16 protein-coding genes are annotated in these 15,602 nt (G+C 66.3%); 14 read left to right on the top strand and 2 right to left on the bottom strand.

Features of this window, described 5'->3' with window-relative positions; all coding sequences use genetic code 11:
- Positions 1-149 precede the first annotated feature (149 nt).
- The gene (locus ACTZWT_RS10775; protein ID WP_444769665.1) at positions 150-2,333 is read right to left on the bottom strand and encodes a TonB-dependent receptor; all 2,184 of its coding nucleotides are present in this window, start codon (positions 2,331-2,333) and stop codon (positions 150-152) included.
- A gap of 491 nt (positions 2,334-2,824) precedes the next feature.
- On the opposite strand from ACTZWT_RS10775, the gene ACTZWT_RS10770 reads away from it, so the two are divergent.
- The 6 genes from ACTZWT_RS10770 (at position 2,825) to ACTZWT_RS10745 (ending at position 7,747) form a co-directional block, all read left to right on the top strand.
- Complete coding sequence (locus ACTZWT_RS10770) at positions 2,825-3,328, top strand: SAM-dependent methyltransferase (protein WP_444769664.1); 504 nt, start codon at positions 2,825-2,827, stop codon at positions 3,326-3,328.
- Complete coding sequence (locus ACTZWT_RS10765; protein WP_444769663.1) at positions 3,325-4,377, top strand: iron ABC transporter substrate-binding protein; 1,053 nt, start codon at positions 3,325-3,327, stop codon at positions 4,375-4,377. Before ACTZWT_RS10770 ends, ACTZWT_RS10765 begins: the two co-directional genes overlap by 4 nt.
- A 4-nt stretch (positions 4,378-4,381) precedes the next feature.
- Positions 4,382-5,401, top strand: coding sequence for a FecCD family ABC transporter permease (locus tag ACTZWT_RS10760; RefSeq protein WP_444769662.1), 1,020 nt, complete (start codon positions 4,382-4,384; stop codon positions 5,399-5,401).
- Complete coding sequence (locus ACTZWT_RS10755) at positions 5,353-6,198, top strand: ABC transporter ATP-binding protein (RefSeq protein ID WP_444769661.1); 846 nt, start codon at positions 5,353-5,355, stop codon at positions 6,196-6,198. Before ACTZWT_RS10760 ends, ACTZWT_RS10755 begins: the two co-directional genes overlap by 49 nt.
- A gap of 111 nt (positions 6,199-6,309) precedes the next feature.
- A complete protein-coding gene (locus tag ACTZWT_RS10750; RefSeq protein WP_444769660.1) occupies positions 6,310-6,825 on the top strand; it encodes a DUF2478 domain-containing protein in 516 nt (171 codons plus the stop codon).
- Between the two features lie 130 nt (positions 6,826-6,955).
- Positions 6,956-7,747, top strand: coding sequence for a TOBE domain-containing protein (locus ACTZWT_RS10745; protein WP_444769659.1), 792 nt, complete (start codon positions 6,956-6,958; stop codon positions 7,745-7,747).
- Here the strand turns inward: ACTZWT_RS10745 and ACTZWT_RS10740 are convergent.
- Complete coding sequence (locus ACTZWT_RS10740; protein ID WP_444769658.1) at positions 7,723-8,406, bottom strand: DUF502 domain-containing protein; 684 nt, start codon at positions 8,404-8,406, stop codon at positions 7,723-7,725. The genes ACTZWT_RS10745 and ACTZWT_RS10740 overlap by 25 nt on opposite strands.
- 117 nt (positions 8,407-8,523) lie before the next feature.
- On the opposite strand from ACTZWT_RS10740, the gene ACTZWT_RS10735 reads away from it, so the two are divergent.
- The 8 genes from ACTZWT_RS10735 to ACTZWT_RS10700 are packed head-to-tail and all read left to right on the top strand — an operon-like array spanning position 8,524 to position 15,550.
- A complete protein-coding gene (locus ACTZWT_RS10735; RefSeq protein ID WP_444769657.1) occupies positions 8,524-9,048 on the top strand; it encodes a Na+/H+ antiporter subunit E in 525 nt (174 codons plus the stop codon).
- Positions 9,045-9,329, top strand: a complete 285-nt coding sequence (locus ACTZWT_RS10730) for a monovalent cation/H+ antiporter complex subunit F (RefSeq protein WP_444769656.1) — start codon at positions 9,045-9,047, stop codon at positions 9,327-9,329. Before ACTZWT_RS10735 ends, ACTZWT_RS10730 begins: the two co-directional genes overlap by 4 nt.
- Positions 9,326-9,649, top strand: coding sequence for a cation:proton antiporter (locus tag ACTZWT_RS10725; RefSeq protein ID WP_444769655.1), 324 nt, complete (start codon positions 9,326-9,328; stop codon positions 9,647-9,649). Before ACTZWT_RS10730 ends, ACTZWT_RS10725 begins: the two co-directional genes overlap by 4 nt.
- The gene (locus ACTZWT_RS10720) at positions 9,646-10,578 is read left to right on the top strand and encodes a hydrogenase subunit MbhD domain-containing protein (RefSeq protein ID WP_444769654.1); all 933 of its coding nucleotides are present in this window, start codon (positions 9,646-9,648) and stop codon (positions 10,576-10,578) included. The genes ACTZWT_RS10725 and ACTZWT_RS10720 overlap by 4 nt, the downstream gene beginning before the upstream one ends.
- The gene (locus ACTZWT_RS10715) at positions 10,575-10,904 is read left to right on the top strand and encodes a cation:proton antiporter subunit C (protein WP_444769653.1); all 330 of its coding nucleotides are present in this window, start codon (positions 10,575-10,577) and stop codon (positions 10,902-10,904) included. Before ACTZWT_RS10720 ends, ACTZWT_RS10715 begins: the two co-directional genes overlap by 4 nt.
- Positions 10,885-12,402: a complex I subunit 5 family protein gene (locus ACTZWT_RS10710; RefSeq protein ID WP_444769652.1), complete on the top strand. Its 1,518-nt coding sequence runs from the start codon at positions 10,885-10,887 to the stop codon at positions 12,400-12,402. The genes ACTZWT_RS10715 and ACTZWT_RS10710 overlap by 20 nt, the downstream gene beginning before the upstream one ends.
- Positions 12,399-13,874, top strand: coding sequence for a complex I subunit 5 family protein (locus ACTZWT_RS10705; RefSeq protein WP_444769651.1), 1,476 nt, complete (start codon positions 12,399-12,401; stop codon positions 13,872-13,874). Before ACTZWT_RS10710 ends, ACTZWT_RS10705 begins: the two co-directional genes overlap by 4 nt.
- Complete coding sequence (locus ACTZWT_RS10700; RefSeq protein ID WP_444769650.1) at positions 13,871-15,550, top strand: complex I subunit 5 family protein; 1,680 nt, start codon at positions 13,871-13,873, stop codon at positions 15,548-15,550. Before ACTZWT_RS10705 ends, ACTZWT_RS10700 begins: the two co-directional genes overlap by 4 nt.
- Positions 15,551-15,602: the final 52 nt, after the last annotated feature.

Here is a 15,602-nt window from a genome sequence, read left to right as displayed (position 1 = left end):
CGCTGCCGCCCAACGCGTCGGGATTTACAGCCTCGCGGTCAGCGGCATCCATGCCGGCAAGACCGACACGTCGCGATCGCCTAACGCCAAGCCCCGGTCGGGTTCGAGGCTCCCACCATAGGCGGAAGCCGCGACTCAATTTGCCCCCCTCAGAACGTCGCCTTCGCCCCGATGTAGTAGGTCCTCCCGGCGTCGGGATAACCCCATGCCAGCGCGTATTCCTGATCGAAGATGTTCTTCACCCCCGCGGACCAGGTCAAATTCTCCCTCATCCGGTATTCAGCCGTCATGTTCGCCAACATGTAGCTGCCGGTCTTGACGTAACTGGAGACTGACTTGTTGGCGATCACTTCGTTCTTTGCCGACCAGCGATCGTCGGCGAATTGCAGGCTCGGCGTGAGCGTCACCGATTCGATCGGACTGTAGCTCGCATACAGCATCCCCTTCACAGTCGGGATGCCGGTCTGCTGCACGGTCGGGTCGGACGGATTGGTGAGGACGTTGCGAATGTAGGAGACGTTGCCGCCCAGCAACAACGATGCGCTGACGGCATAGTCGACGGCGAAGTCGATGCCGTACCTGTAGCCATCGCCGACGTTCTGGTTTTGCGTGATGGCGGACACTTTTCCGGAAATCGGATCGGTGAAACTCCTGCCCGTCGCGACCGACTGGATCATGTCGGTGACGTCGGCATAGTAGACCAGAACCGAAACCTGGCTCTTTGGCGCAAAGGCATTGGTCCATCCGAGCTGATAGTTGACCGCCCGTTCCGGGCGCAGATCGGGGTTCGACGCCGCGGTGCCGAACCTGGAGCTGTATCGCTCGAACAACGTCGGAAAGCGGGTCCGGTCGGAGATGTTCAGGAACAATTTGGCCGTTTCCGAATAGCGCCAGATCGCCGCCGACTGCCAATTGAAGGCCGAATCATTGGTCAGCTGATAGTTGACCCAGTAAGGCTGATAGTAGGTGCCGGATTTGTACTGGCCGAGCACGTAATCCTCGGCCCTGTTGAGATGCCGCAGATCATAACCGACGCCCTGCACCCAGTCGACACTGGGGGTGATGTGGACGGTGTTTTCCGCGGCCACCGAATAGGTGTCCTCGGTCGAGGTCTGGGTGGGCTCGATGAAACAGGTCGAACTCGAGGTGATACTGGTGGCGCAGGACGAACTCTTCGGTGAAGTCGTCGCATTCAGGCCGTAGCGGTCGGTGAACAGTTCGCTCCATTCGGAGTGGCTGTCGCGTCGAACGTGCGTGGCGAGCTTGAGCGTGTCGAAAGTCCCGAACTCCTTGCCGAATTCCAGCGCGTTGCCGACCGCCCAGTCCTGATAGATCGACCGCGCCGCACTGGTGGAGTATCGCTGCGTCTGCGCCGCGTTGTCCCACATGTCGATCGCGTTGTCGAAGGTCTCCCAGAACGTCCGGGTCTTGATATAGGCATCGTCGCCGATCTCCGTCCTGGTCGCGGCCGACAGGATCTGCACGTTCCAATAGGGCCACGACCAGTATTTTTGCGACGCGGTCGGTTCGACATTGTACGGCGCGTTTTTCGAGCCGTTCTGCTTGATGAAGTTGATCGAATACTCGTCGGTCGGGTTCGGAGTCCAGCCGGCCTTCAGGTTGACGCTCCAGTCCTTCGAATCGGAGAAGTCGCGGCGGCCGCCGTTCTCGATGGCGGTGGGCGTGAAGCTCGACGGCAGCTCCCAGCCTTCGACCTTGCGCCAGGTGCCGCTGGCCTGGAAGTAGTAGTCGTCCTGCCTGGAGCCGACGCGCGCGTAATTCTTGAAGCCGTCGAACTTGCCGTTGTTGCCGAACTCGGCCTGGCTGCGCCACTCGCCCTCGAACGGCCTGACGGGCTTCTTGGTCACGAGATTGATCGCGCCGCCGAGACCGCCTGATCCGTCGAGCACGGAGACGTACCCCTTGGCGATCTGGATCTGCGCGATGTCGTCGGTGAGAAAGCGTGAGAAATCCAGGCGATTGTCGGCCGGCAGATAGATGCGCACGCCGTCGATCGAGAGCGGCACCTGCAGGCGATCGAAGCCATGGATGTAGATGTTGGTCTCGTTGCGCTGGTTGCCGCTCGGCGCGGCGACCACGCCGGGCACCAGATCGACGGCCTTGTCGAGCGTGTTCTTGTTGAAGGTCTCGGTCTGCGCGTTGGAAATCGTGCTGCCGCCGAACTCGCCGAATTCCGAACCATCGCCGGGCGGCGCGGTCACGTGAATCATGCCGAGTTCGTAAGCCCCCTCATTCCCTGCCCGCGCCACCGCGATCGAAGAGACCGTCGCGGCACCCGCCAGCAGAATCGTCACGCGCCTTATCCGTTTCATAGTGCCCCTCTGTCCAGTTCACGCGCGTTGAAGCGAGAACCACCGCTGCCCGCGCGCGGGCCCTCGGTGGAAGATCGAATGTCTTTTTGGCGGCGACGTCCGGGTTGCCTGAAGCGCCCCTCACGACCTGAAGGACGCGGGTTCAGCTTTCGGCGGCACGCCTATTTATATAGATCAATTACCGAAATTACTTGTCGAACGAAGCAAAGTTCCCACACAATGTCATTCCGCGTGTATTCCGATTGGAGACCCGCATTACGGGAAACAGTGGTGTTAATGTACTCTTTTGCACGATATTTAACCGCCAGCGGCTGAATTCAGACCCAACTGTGGCAGAACAACAACTACTCCAAGTCCAATGGATGGTTCTCAAGGGACAGACCACCGCATTGACCGACAGTTCCAATCATGTAATTCGAGGTTACATATCCGACATCTCTGCCTCAGGCTCGGGCACGGACCGGCCTCGGCGAACGAGAACTGGACAACGCATGAACATGGACAACGAAATCAGAGACGGCGAAGTGGCCACGGACTGGTCCGGCGAAACCGATGCCGGGCTGGTCTTCATCGGCCGGATTCACACGCCGTGGTCCGAGCTCGGCAGGTGCCCGCGCGCCGGCCGTGCCGACGGACCGCTTTGCCGCATCGAGATGTTCGACCCCTGGCTGCCGGCGCTCGCCGGCATTGCGGATGGCGCGATGCTCGAAGTGTTCTATTGGTTGCATCGTTCGCGGCGGGATCTTCTGCTGCAATGCCCCCGCAATGACGGCGTCACGCGCGGCACTTTTTCACTTCGCTCACCGATCCGCCCAAACCCGATCGGAACCTCGATCGTCCGCCTCGATGGCCGTGACGGCGCCAGTCTGCTGGTCCGCGGGCTGGATTGCCTGGACGGCACGCCTCTGATCGATCTGAAGCCCGATCGTTCTGAATTCACACCGATGGCACTGCCCAAGCCTGGAGACTTTCAGGTGGGAGGGGCGCACTCGTGATCGGTCTCGCAGGGCGCAGCATCGTGCTGGTCGTCCTCCTCTTGTTCGCCCAGTTGCTCGCGTCGTCGTCGTCCGCGGAAGCTCGCACCGTCGTCGATTCCGCCGGCCGTCGCGTCGAGGTCCCCGACACCATCAATCGCGTCTTCGCATCGGGCCCGCCGGCGGGCGTGCTTCTCTACGTTGTCGCGCCGGAAAAGATGATCGGCTGGGGCCGCACGCCCCGCGACATCGACAAGCCCTTCCTGCTCCCGGCGACGCGCGAACTTCCAGAACTCGGACGGCTGACCGGCCGCGGCGACACCATCAATACGGAGCGCCTGATGGCGAGCCGGCCCGACGTGATCATCGATTTCGGCGCGACCAGCGACACCTACCGATCGATCGCCGAGCGCATCCAGGCGCAGACCGGAATTCCCTATCTGCTGATCGACGGGCGATTCGAGAACACGCCCGCAGCACTGCGGCTGCTCGCCGACATTCTGGGCGTCAGTGAACGCGGCGAAGCCCTGGCCCGCGCCAGCGAAGCGATCTTCGCCGAGGTCGACCGCGCCGTCGCGGCGGTGCCGCCGGCGGTGCGGCCCCGGATCTACCTCGCCCGCGGCCTCGACGGATTCGAAACCGGATCCCGCGGGTCGATCAACACCGAGATCATCGAACGCGTCGGAGCCGTCAATGTCGTCGAAGGCGTCCGCGAGGCGGGCGGCCTCGCACGCGTTTCGCCGGAGCAAGTCATCGCATGGGCGCCGGACACGATCATCACCATCGATCCCGCCGTTCGGCGCATGATCCTGGAACGTCCCGAATGGCAAGTCGTCCCGGCTGTGCGGAGCCGACGCGTCTTTCTGCTTCCGAACCAGCCATTCGGCACCATCGATCTGCCGCCGTCGGTCAATCGCCTGATCGGATTGCCGCTCCTGGTCCATACCCTCTATCCCGACCGCGCACGGACAAACCTCGAGGCCGACCTGCGTGGCTTCTATCGGCTGTTCTATCAGGTCGACCTCCCCGACGCAGAGATCGAGAATTTTCTCGAAGGTCTCGGCCACTAACGTGATGCATTTTCGGGTCACGCCGGTCGCGCTCGGCCTCACCGTTCTGCTGACTCTCGTCGTCATTCTCGCCGCAGGGACCGGGCCTTACCAGATTCCGCCAGGCGAAGTTGTGACCACCATCCTCGATCGGGTGGCCGGCAACCATGACCAGGGCCAGACCGCGACCGTGCTGTTCCAGATTCGTCTTCCGCGGATCGCCGCCGCGATCTGCGTCGGGGCCGCGCTATCCGCTGCGGGCGCGGCCTATCAGAATCTGTTCCGAAATCCGCTGGTGTCACCCGACATTCTCGGCGTATCGCACGGCGCCGGATTGGGCGCGGTGATCGGAATCCTGTTCGGCCTCCCGGTTGCCGTCATCGAACTGATGGGCTTCGTCACCGGGTCATTGACGGTCGTGCTGGTCTCCGCCCTGGCCTGGTCGCTGCGCGAACGCGGCGACATTCTCATGCTGGTTCTCGCCGGCATCGTGGTGGGCGCACTGGCGGCGGCGGCGATCTCGCTGGTCAAGATCATCGCCGATCCCTACTCCCAACTGCCGATGATCACCTACTGGCTGCTCGGCAGCCTCGCCAGCATCCGCCCCGACGATCTCGCAGTGGTGGTTCCGACCGTCGCCATCGGGCTGATCCCGCTGTTCCTGCTGCGCTGGCGGATCGCCGTGCTGTCGCTCGGCGACGACGACGCCCGCGCGCTCGGCGTCGACGCGCGACGAACCCGGCAGGTGGTGATCGCCGCCGCGACGCTCATCACCGCGAGCGTCGTCGCGGTGTCCGGGGTGATCGGCTGGGTCGGCCTGATGGTGCCGCATCTGGCGCGCCTGCTGGTCGGCCCGCGTTTCGATCGGCTGTTGCCGGTGTCGATCCTGCTCGGCGCGTCCTTCATGGTGGTGGTCGATACGCTGGCGCGGACCATTGCGCCCATCGAAATTCCGATCGGCGTATTGACGGCGCTGGTCGGCGGCGGCCTGTTCGTGTGGCTGATCACCCGGCACGGCGCGCGCGCGTTGTGGAGGCGCGAATGACGCCCCGCCTCTCTTTGCGGAATGTCACGATCGGCTATGACGGTTTGGCGCTGGCCGGCGGCATCGACCTCGACCTGTCGGGCAGCAGCACGACCTGCCTGATGGGCCCCAACGGCGTCGGCAAGACCACGCTGTTCAAAACGATCCTCGGTCTGCTGCCGCCGCTGAGCGGCCAGATCCTGATCGGCGGCCGCGACATCGCGACAATGAGCCGCGAACAAATCGCCCGCCACATCGCGTTCGTCCCGCAGGCCTACCAGGGCGATCCGAGCCACACGGTGATCGACATCGTGGTGATGGGCCGCACCGCGCGGCTCGGATTGTTCGAGACGCCGAGCCGCGACGACGTTGCCGCGGCCCGACGCGCGCTCGACACACTGGGTATCGCCGGCATCGCCGAACGCTCCGCCGATCGGATCTCGGGCGGTCAGCGGCAATTGATGCTGATCGCGCGCGCGCTCGCCCAGGACACCGACATCATCGTGATGGACGAACCGACCGCCAGCCTCGATCTTGGCAACCGGCTGGCCCTGCTCGATCAGGTCCGCGCCCTGGCATCGCGGGGACTGGCGCTGCTGGTCTCGACCCACGAACCGGAGCACGCTTTTGCCATCGCCGATCGCGTCGCCGTCATCGGCCCGGCGCAGCGCTTCGACGCAGGCGCGGTCGACGATATTCTGACCGCCGCTCGTCTCCGCAGCCTCTACGGAGTCGAGCTGGCTCTCGAGGTGACCCCCTCGGGGCGGCGCGTGGTGTCGCGATCCCCGCTTTCCCATCCTGCAACGACAAAGGTGTAACGCATGTCTTGCGATGCTCGAAACCACTGCCTTGATCACCACGACGACGATGGCGGCCGCGCGATCAAGACCGGCGCGGGGAATCGAGCGGCTGGCCCGCTGCCTCTCGCCGTGGTGGTGTATCGCCCCGGCGATCCGCTCGAACAGACGCTCGGCGCGGTCCGCGACCGCCTCCTCGCCCGTCCCGCGACCCGAATCGCCGGCCTCGTGCCCCGCTATGGTTCGCCCCACGCGAATGGCCGCGCCTCGCTTTGGCTCGATGACGTGGTGCGGGGCGACTCCATCGCCTTGTCGCAGGATCTCGGCGCCGGATCGACTTCGTGCATCCTCAGCGCCGACGGGCTCGCGATGGCGCAGGTGCGGCTCGCTGAAGCGATCGCCACCCGGCCGCAGCTCGTTCTGTTCGGACGGTTCGCGAAAGAGGAAATCGCCGGGCGAGGCATTCGCGAGGAAGTCGGACTCGCCGTCGCCGGCGACATTCCCGCTCTCGTTGCGGTGGACCGATCGATGCTGCCGGGCTGGATCGAATTCGCGGGCGACGACTGGACAGAGTTGCCCGTGAGTCCGGACGCGATCGTCGACTGGTTCGACTCGCTCGCGGCGCAACGCGGCACGACCGGCAGCTGAACTCGGCCTGCGCAACAAGCCGTGCCGCTGAAGTGGTGTTCTGGGCGCTGCGCATCGCTGCGCCGCGCTTTCCCCTCGCAGCGCGATCGCCTAGGGTGGCACCCCCAAACCAATCACGCGACACCATGCGATGGCCGACGACAAGATCGACGCATATCTCGAGCTTCGGAGTGGGGGACGTCTCCTGGTCGGTCGCGACCGTATCCGTCTGCTCGAGGCCGTCGCCGAACACGGCAGCATCAGCAAGGCCGCGAAGGCGATGGGGATCAGCTACAAGACGGCGTGGGAAGCCGTCGACGCCATCAACAACCTGCTGCCGACGCCCGCGTTCGTGACGCGGACCAGCGGTCGCGTCGGCGGCGCCGCCGAGATGACCGAAGAAGGCCGCCGGCTGATCACCGCATTCCATCGTCTCGAAGATCATCTGGCGAGGATCTCTTCGCTGATCGCCGCAGAAGGCCTCGAAGACGTCGGCGACGCCCTGCTGTGGGCGACCGGATTCAAAATATCGGCGCGCAACATCTTCCGTACCGAGGTGGTGAGCGTTCGACGATGGCCGGTCGACGTCGAAGTCGTCCTCAAAGTGTCGGACGAACACGCGATTCACGCGATCATCACCAATGCCGCCACGGAACAGCTCGACCTCGCCCCCGGCCGAAAGGCGCTGGCGCTGGTGAAAGCTCCGTTCGTGCGTCTGGTATCACCGGCCGACGCATCGCGGCTGCGGCGCAATCTGTTTCGCGGCACGGTGGTGCGACGCATCGATGCAGAGGTTCATTCGGAGGTTCATCTCGACCTCGGCAAAGGCAAGACGCTCGTCGCGGTGGTGCCGCGTCATCAGGTCGAGGATCTCGGACTCGTCGAAGGCTCGACCGCTGCGGCGACGTTCGAACCCGATCACGTCATCATCGCTGCTGATTGAGTTTCTTTCACCCACGATGTGGCGTCATTGGCGCTCCAGTCGAGCCACACCAATAGCTTGGTCGGCACGATTTCGACATAGCCAGACGTCGGATTGGGCGCGGTCGGCACATAGACTGCCGCGAGTTCTTCGCCAGTATCGATCGCCTCGAACACGGCCGTGACGAAACCGACAGTCCGCATATTCGGGTTCGGAAATGGAATGAGTACGACCCGCTGGCCGTTCCCTCCCTGCGGGCCGCGTTGCACAGAGTCGATCAGCGTGCGGGTCGCCCCGTAGATCGTCTTGACCAGCGGCAGCCGCTCGATCAGGCGATCGAGCATCCGGATGTAGCGACGCCCCACTACCACGTTCGTGGCCGCGCCGATAGAAAACAGGAATCCGACACCGACGACGGCCGCGAGCAGCGACTGAAACCAGTCGCGGGTCAGCAGGTCGGCGGCATCGGGGGCGTAGGGTTGAATCCCGCGCGACAGGCCAAGGACCAGTGGACGTCCCAGGCGGGTGATCTGCTCAAGTACGAACCCGACTACCAACACGGTGATCCAGAGCGGCACGATCGTCAGCAGGCCGGTCAGAACGTTGCGACGGATACTCTCGAACATCTGCACCCCTTGCCCGGCATGGCCGGTTTTCCAACGATCGGGTGGCAGGCGCATTGCCAATCGCTAAGCGCAACCTTCCGCGGAACCGTGCGTTTGGCTCGTTCGGCTAACGGCATTCGGGCGCAAAGTGGCCGGTGCTGCCCCAAAATCGCTGCGGCGACCCGATGTCGCATGGTGACGAACATGATCGCCCTCATGACCAAACTCATGATTGCCCTGAAACGCTTCGTGCTCCTCGGTGCACTCTGGGTGGCGCTCACTTCGAACGATCCGGCGGCATGGCCCGTCGGGTTGCTGACCGTGGCAGCGGCAACGCTGCTGAGCCTGCGCCTGTTGCCGCCGGCAGCGCACCGGGTCCGGCTCGTTACGCTGGTCGGTCTCGTCCCAGGTTTCCTGGCCGGATCGCTGCGCGGCGGCATCGACGTGGCACGCCGCGCATTCGATCCGCGCATGCCGCTCTCGCCCGGCTGGCTTGCGTATTTGGTGCGGCTGCCTTCCGGCGCGCCGCGCGCCGCGCTCGGCGGCGAACTCAGCCTAATGCCCGGAACACTCGCGGCCGGCGAAGACGGGCGTGCGATGTACGTGCATTGCCTCGACCTCGACCAGCCGCACGACGAGGCGATCGCCGCTGAGGAGCGTCGGATCGGCGCCGGCCTCGGCCTCACGCTGGACGACGCTGGGAGGCCGCCGTCGTGACTGATCTGCTGTTCATGACGGCCGCCGCGCTGTTGCTGACCGTTGCGGCGAGCCTGGTGCGAGTGCTGCGCGGCCCCACCCGGCCCGACCGCATGATGGGCGCCCAACTAGCCGCCACGGCGGGCGTGGGGATCCTGCTGCTGTTGTCGGTAGCTACTGGCAGCCCTGCGATCCTCGATGTCGCGCTGGTCCTGGCGCTGCTCGCCGCCTTCGCGGCAGTTGCCTTCGTCAAAGCGGCCAGTCCGGACGGCGTCGGCGATCCCGAGGAGGAAACCCCATGAGCTGGGATCTCGACATTGGTTCGGTTGTCGACGCAGCAACCATCGCCCTGCTCGCCGCCGGAATCGTGTTCTTCGTCGCCGGCACCGTCGGCCTGCTGCGCTTTCCGGATGTTCACAGCCGGCTGCACGCCCTGACCAAGGCCGACAATCTGGGCCTCGGCTTCATCACGGTGGCCCTCCTGCTCCAGGCACCCGATGCATGGAAGGCGGTTAAGATGCTGGTCGTCTGGCTGCTGACGATGCTCGCCGCCGCCACCGTCGCACAGCTCTTCGCCCGCTCCGCCCTCGTCGCGCGCCCGTCGCAGGATCGCCGGCCATGACGGCGCCGCTCGTCTTCGACCTCGTACTATGCCTCCTCCTCATCGGTGTCGGCCTCGCCGCCGTGTTGGCGCGCGACCTGTTCGCCGCCATCGTGCTGTTCATCGTCTACGGCCTGTTCGTCGCGATCGCCTGGGTGCGGCTCGACGCCGTCGATGTCGCACTTGCCGAGGCCGCCATCGGGGCGGGCCTGAGCGGCGTGCTGCTGCTGCGGGCCGCCGGGCTTCTCGTGCAGCGGAGCGAAGCCGCGGCGCAACCACCCCACAGGGGCCATCTCGGTTCTGCGCTTCCCTGTGCGGCCATCGCCTCCGTGCTCGCCCTGCTGTCGCTGTCGCTGCCGGATGCGATCGCCGGGCTGCGCGGACCGGTCGGCGAAAACCTGGTCGCGACCGGCGTTGGCAATGCGGTGACGGCGGTGCTGCTCGACTTCCGCGGCTACGACACCCTGCTCGAAACCATCGTGCTGTTCGCGGCGCTGGTTGGCGTGTGGTCGTTGACCCCCGATCCTTTCTGGGGCGGCCGCCCCGGCCTGAAGGAGCACGCTCGGATCGACGGCGTGCTGGCGTCGTTTGGCCGGCTGTTGCCGCCTGTCGGCCTGATGATCGGCGTGTATCTGGTCTGGATCGGGGCCGATGCGCCGGGCGGCGCGTTCCAGGCTGGCACCGTGCTGGCTGCGGTGTGGATGCTCGGCATCATGGCGGGGCTGGTCGACGCGCCGCCCGTATCGCGGCTGCGGCTGCGGCTCGCCGTCGCGGTCGGACCGCTGCTGTTCCTCGCGGTCGCCAGCGCCGGCCTGTTCGTCGGCGGCTTCCTCGTGATTCCGGCGGCGCAGGCCAAAGCCATCATTCTCGCGATCGAGGCGGCGCTGACACTGTCGATCGCAGTCACGCTGGCGCTGCTGGTGATGGGACGCCCGAGGCGGCTCGCATGACCGCACCCATGCTCTATGGCCTGTGCGGTGCTGCCTTGGTGGGCATAGGCCTCTACGGCCTTGTCGCCGGCGCCGGCCTGCTCCGCCGCATCCTCGGCTTCAACGTGGTCGGCAGCGGGGTCTTCCTGTACTTCGGCAGCCTCGCGGCGCGTCATCCGACGCTTGCCGTCGATCCGGTGCCGCAAGCGATGATCATCACCGGCATCGTCGTTGCCCTCGCCGGCACGGCGCTCGCTGTTGCCCTGGCGATCCGGCTCCACGAGGAGACGGCAACGACGCGCCCGCCGGGCGATGCGGAGAACCGCGATGCCCGCGATCTTCGTTGACCTCGTTGCCCCGGCGGTGCCGTGGGCCGCGATCAGCGTCGTGCTGCCGCTCGCGGCGGCGTTGATCGCTTCCCTCCTCGGCCGCCATGCCCACCGCGTCGCCATCCCGATGGCGCTCGCCGGGCTTGCCGTCGCTGCACTCGCGACCGCGCAGGTCGCCCGCCATGGCGTGATCGAGATCGCGGTCGGCGGCTGGATGCCGCCGCTCGGCATCGCGCTTCGGCTCGACGGCCTCGGCTGCGCGTTCCTGCTGGTGATCGCACTGGTCAGCGCAGGCGTCATGCTGTTTGCCCGCGCCAGCTTCGGCGCCGCGCCGGACGGCACCGAGACCCGGCGCGGCTACGTGTTCTGGCCATTGGTGTTCTGCACGATCGGCGGGCTTGCCGCGATCGCGGTCTCGGGCGATCTGTTCAACCTCTATGTCGGGCTGGAAATGCTGACCATGACGGCGGTGGCGATGGTCGCGCTCGACGGCAAGCCCGCGGCGCTCGCGGCCGCGATCCGCTACCTGCTATTCGCCCTGCTCGGCTCACTGCTCTATCTGCTGGGGACGGCGATCCTCTATTTGGTCCACGGCACACTCGATATCCGCCTACTCGCCCAAGCCGCCAGCACGGACGGCGCCACGCTCACCGCGGTCGCGCTGATGACGGCGGGGCTGATGGCGAAGGCCGCGCTATTCCCGTTACACGGCTGGCTGCCGCCTGCGCATGCCTCGGCACCGGCGCCGGCAAGCGCGTTGCTGTCGGCGCTGGTCGTCAAAGGGCCTTTCATCATCATGCTGCGGCTGTGGTTCGAAATCGCTCCGGCGATCGCAACTCCATTCGTAGCGCAAGGATTAGGCGCACTCGGTGCCGCCGGGATTTTGATCGGGTCGCTGCTCGCGCTGCGCCAGCGCCGCTTGAAACTGGTGATCGCCTATTCGACGGTGGCGCAGCTCGGCTATCTGCTGCTGGTGTTTCCGCTCGCCGGCGGATCCGGGGAGCAACAACCCTGGACTGCGGGCGCCTGGACCGGCATCATCTTCCACGCATTGTCCCACGCGCTCGCCAAGAGCGCGATGTTCCTCGCCGCCGGTGCCATGATCGAGGCGGCTGGCGACGACCGGATGGATCGTCTCGACGGACTTGCGCAGCACCTGCCGATCGCCGCCTTTGCATTCGGGCTCGCAGCGTTGTCGCTGATGGGGCTACCGCCCAGCGGCGGCTTCATCGGCAAGTACCTCCTGCTCAGCGCCGCCTTTGCGAGCGGGCAATGGTGGTGGGGCGTGGTGATGATCGCCGGTGGCTTGCTAGCCGCCGGCTACCTGTTTCGCCCGCTCGGGCGCCTGCTCGCCAAGCGGGAGCAGCCGGGCCGCCTCGTCGTGGTCGCGCCATCACGGCAGGCGATCGCGCTCGGCCTAGCGGCCTTGTCCGTGCTGCTCGGCATCCTCTCGCTCGGCCCCTATCGGCTGCTGCAGATCGGCCGTCCGGGCGCCGCCGTGGAGGGGCTGTCGTGAACGCGCTGCTGCCGGTACTGACACTCGCCACCTCGCTGCTCGCGGCCGCAGTGATCTTCCTTCTACCGGAGACCAGCAAAACCTCCCGCACTGCCGTCAATCTGGTGGCGGCGATCAGCAAGCTCGGGCTCGCCGTACTGATGATCATCGGCGTTGCCGAAGGCGAGACTTATGAGGCGACGCTCACATTGCTTCCCGGGCTGGAGCTGATCCTCCGGGTCGACGCGTTGGCGCTGTTGTTCCTCACTTTGTCCGCCTTCCTGTGGCTGCTGACCACGGTCTACGCCATCAGCTATCTCGGTGACGGGCCGCATCTGTCGCGCTTCTTCGGTTTCTTCAGCCTGTGCGTCGCTGCCACCACCGGCGTCGCACTGTCCGGGTCGCTGATCACCTTCTTCGTGTTCTACGAACTGCTGACGCTGTCGACCTGGCCGCTGGTCGTCCACAAGGGCGACGGCGCCTCGCTCGCTGCCGGGCGCCGCTATCTCGCTTACACCATGAGCGGCAGCGCCGCGCTGCTCGCCGGCATCCTGTGGCTCGAGGGTGGGATCGGGCCGATCGAGTTCTCCCGCCACGGCAGCCTCTCGGCCGGCGATCCGTTGGTGCTCACTGGCGCTTTCGTGCTGATGGTGGCGGGCCTCGGCGTCAAGGCCGCGCTGGTGCCGCTGCACGGATGGCTGCCGAGCGCCATGGTGGCGCCGGCGCCGGTCAGCGCGTTGCTGCATGCGGTGGCGGTGGTGAAGGCCGGCGCCTTCGGCATCGTCCGGGTGGTGTACGACGTCTACGGCGTCGCGCTGGTCAATGAGCTGGGCGTCGGGCTGCCGCTGGCGATCATCGCCGCGGTGACCATCGTCTACGGCTCGCTGCGCGCGCTGCAGCAGCATGACATCAAACGGCGGCTCGCCTACTCGACGGTAAGTCAGGTCGCCTACATCGTGCTCGGCACCGGATTGTTCGGTCCCTACGCGACCATCGGTGGCGTGGTCCATCTCGTCCACCAGGGGCTGATGAAGATCACGCTGTTCTTCTGCGCCGGCGCGCTCGCCGAGCGGATCGGTGCGACCCGCATCGAGCATCTCGACGGCGCCGGGCGGCGCATGCCGCTCACCATGGCGGCGTTCAGCGTGGCGGCGCTCGGCATGATCGGCGTGCCGCCGCTCGCGGGCTTCGTCAGCAAATGGTATCTCGGCATCGGCGGCCTGCAGGCAGGCCAGCACTGGGTGCTCGCGGTACTCGCCGTCTCCAGCCTGCTCAACGCCGCCTATTTCCTGCCGCTGCTGTACCGCGCCTGGTTCGCGGCGCCGCCCGCCGATGCGCGGCCAGCGGTCGCCTTCCGGGAAGGCCCGGCCTGGCTGATCGGCCCCGGCCTGGTCACCGCGGCGGCGGTGGTGGCAGCCGGCGTGTTCGCTGGAATGCCGTTCAGCCCGCTCGGCTGGTCGACGCTCATCGTCACTCGGAATTACACCCCATGACCATGAGCGAGTCCTTCAACCTCCTGCTGCCGCTGGCCCCGACGCTGCCGCTGGCCCTGGCGCTACTCGGTCTGCTGCTGCGGCGGCCGACCTCGCTGCTGCCGCTGGCGGCACTGCCCGGACTTGCCGCGGCCCTTGTGTCGCCCACCGGCGAACTGATCAGTCTGCCTTGGCTGCTGCTCGGCGTCAGTTTCCGGCTTGACCCGCTCGGTGCGGTGTTTCTCGGCTTCGCCTCGTTGCTGTGGACCCTCGCCGGCTTCTACGCTTACGCTTATCTCGGTGGCAAACAGGGCGAGGTCCGGTTCTGCCTGTTCTGGAATCTGACGCTGGCTGGCACATCGGGAACGTTCGTCGCCGCCGACGCGGCGACCTTCTATCTGTCGTTCGCATTACTGTCGCTAGCAGCCTACGGCCTTGTGGTACACGAACGCAGCGCGGCGGCGTGGCGAGCCGGGCTGGTCTATATCGTGCTCGCGATCTTCGGCGAGACCTGCCTGCTGCTCGGTCTGCTGCTCGGCGCCAACGCCGCCGACAGCCTGATGATCGACGATGTGCGCGCCGCGCTCGCCGCCTCGCCGTGGCGCGATGCCGCGATCCTCGCTTTGCTGATGGGCTTCGGCCTGAAGGCGGGGCTGGTGCCGCTGCACGTCTGGCTGCCGCTCGCCCATTCGGCTGCGCCAGTGCCCGCCTCCGCGGTGCTGAGCGGTGTTATCGTCAAGGCCGGACTGATCGGCCTGATCCGCTTCCTGCCGGTCGACGTTCTGCCGGCCTGGGCCGACGTGCTCGTCTGGCTCGGCCTCGTCACCGCCTGGAGCGGAATCCTGCTCGGCTTGCCGCAGCGCCAGCCGAAAGCCGTGCTGGCCTATTCGACGATGAGCCAGATGGGGCTGATGGTCGCGGTGCTGGGCGCCGGGTTCGGGGCCGGCGTCGCCGACACCGCGATGGCCACGGCGCTCTACGCGACCCATCACGGGCTGGCCAAGGGCGCGCTGTTCCTCGCCGTCGGCGTGCTCGCCGCGGCGGGTTCCAAGCGAGTGACGATCCCGGTGCTCCTCATAACGACAATTCTCGGCGCAGCAATCGCCGGCATGCCGTTCACCGGCGGCGCGCTTGCAAAACTCGCCATCAAGGACCCGCTCGGCAGCGGCCCGGTCGGCCTCCTCGCCTCGCTCTCGGCGATCGGAACCATGCTGCTGATGCTGCGGACGCTGGTGCTCCTCGTCGCGCAACGGCCGCCCGCCGCAGAAGCGCATGCATCAGCCGGCCTGATCGTGCCGTTCGCCGCGACGGCGGCCGCTGCCCTGATCGTGCCCTGGATATTGTTCCCGATCTTGACCGGACGTCCCCTCGCCTATGCGTTCGCCTCCCCGGTGATCTGGGATGCGCTGTGGCCGATCCTGGTGGCGGTCGTCATCGGCGGCCTGGCTTTGTTGCGCCCGATCAGGGTTGCCGTGCCCGTCGGCGACATCGCTGGCCCTGTCGAGGCCTTGGTGCGCCGGGTCGGCGGCGCCTGGACAGCCTGGCACCTTCCGCAACCCGCGATCGACCTGACGCGCCTGCTCGCCGGGTTGGCTTGGCCGGCGCAATCGGTGGAGACGTGGCTCGCCGGATCGGCGGCGAGCGGGAGCGCACTGCTGCTGGTCGCCATTCTGCTCGGCCTCTCGGCGCTCGTCTGAACTGCCTCCAACGATGGCAGCGAGATACGTACTTCACGAGCATCACAACGGG

Source organism: Rhodopseudomonas sp. NSM, assembly GCF_052445935.1.
Lineage (GTDB): Bacteria > Pseudomonadota > Alphaproteobacteria > Rhizobiales > Xanthobacteraceae > Rhodopseudomonas.
The sequence above is the reverse complement of the archived record's forward strand: the minus strand, read 5'-3'. Positions and strand labels throughout refer to the sequence as shown.

Excerpts from the sequence above, each read along its gene's own strand:
- ACTZWT_RS10775 (WP_444769665.1), bottom strand. The coding sequence starts at position 2,333 with ATGAAACGGATAAGGCGCGTGACGATTCTGCTGGCGGGTGCCGCGACG.
- ACTZWT_RS10770 (WP_444769664.1), top strand. The coding sequence starts at position 2,825 with ATGAACATGGACAACGAAATCAGAGACGGCGAAGTGGCCACGGACTGG.
- ACTZWT_RS10760 (WP_444769662.1), top strand. The coding sequence starts at position 4,382 with ATGCATTTTCGGGTCACGCCGGTCGCGCTCGGCCTCACCGTTCTGCTG.
- ACTZWT_RS10745 (WP_444769659.1), top strand. The coding sequence starts at position 6,956 with ATGGCCGACGACAAGATCGACGCATATCTCGAGCTTCGGAGTGGGGGA.
- ACTZWT_RS10740 (WP_444769658.1), bottom strand. The coding sequence starts at position 8,406 with ATGCGCCTGCCACCCGATCGTTGGAAAACCGGCCATGCCGGGCAAGGG.
- ACTZWT_RS10735 (WP_444769657.1), top strand. The coding sequence starts at position 8,524 with ATGGTGACGAACATGATCGCCCTCATGACCAAACTCATGATTGCCCTG.
- ACTZWT_RS10725 (WP_444769655.1), top strand. The coding sequence starts at position 9,326 with ATGAGCTGGGATCTCGACATTGGTTCGGTTGTCGACGCAGCAACCATC.
- ACTZWT_RS10720 (WP_444769654.1), top strand. The coding sequence starts at position 9,646 with ATGACGGCGCCGCTCGTCTTCGACCTCGTACTATGCCTCCTCCTCATC.
- ACTZWT_RS10715 (WP_444769653.1), top strand. The coding sequence starts at position 10,575 with ATGACCGCACCCATGCTCTATGGCCTGTGCGGTGCTGCCTTGGTGGGC.
- ACTZWT_RS10710 (WP_444769652.1), top strand. The coding sequence starts at position 10,885 with ATGCCCGCGATCTTCGTTGACCTCGTTGCCCCGGCGGTGCCGTGGGCC.
- ACTZWT_RS10700 (WP_444769650.1), top strand. The coding sequence starts at position 13,871 with ATGACCATGAGCGAGTCCTTCAACCTCCTGCTGCCGCTGGCCCCGACG.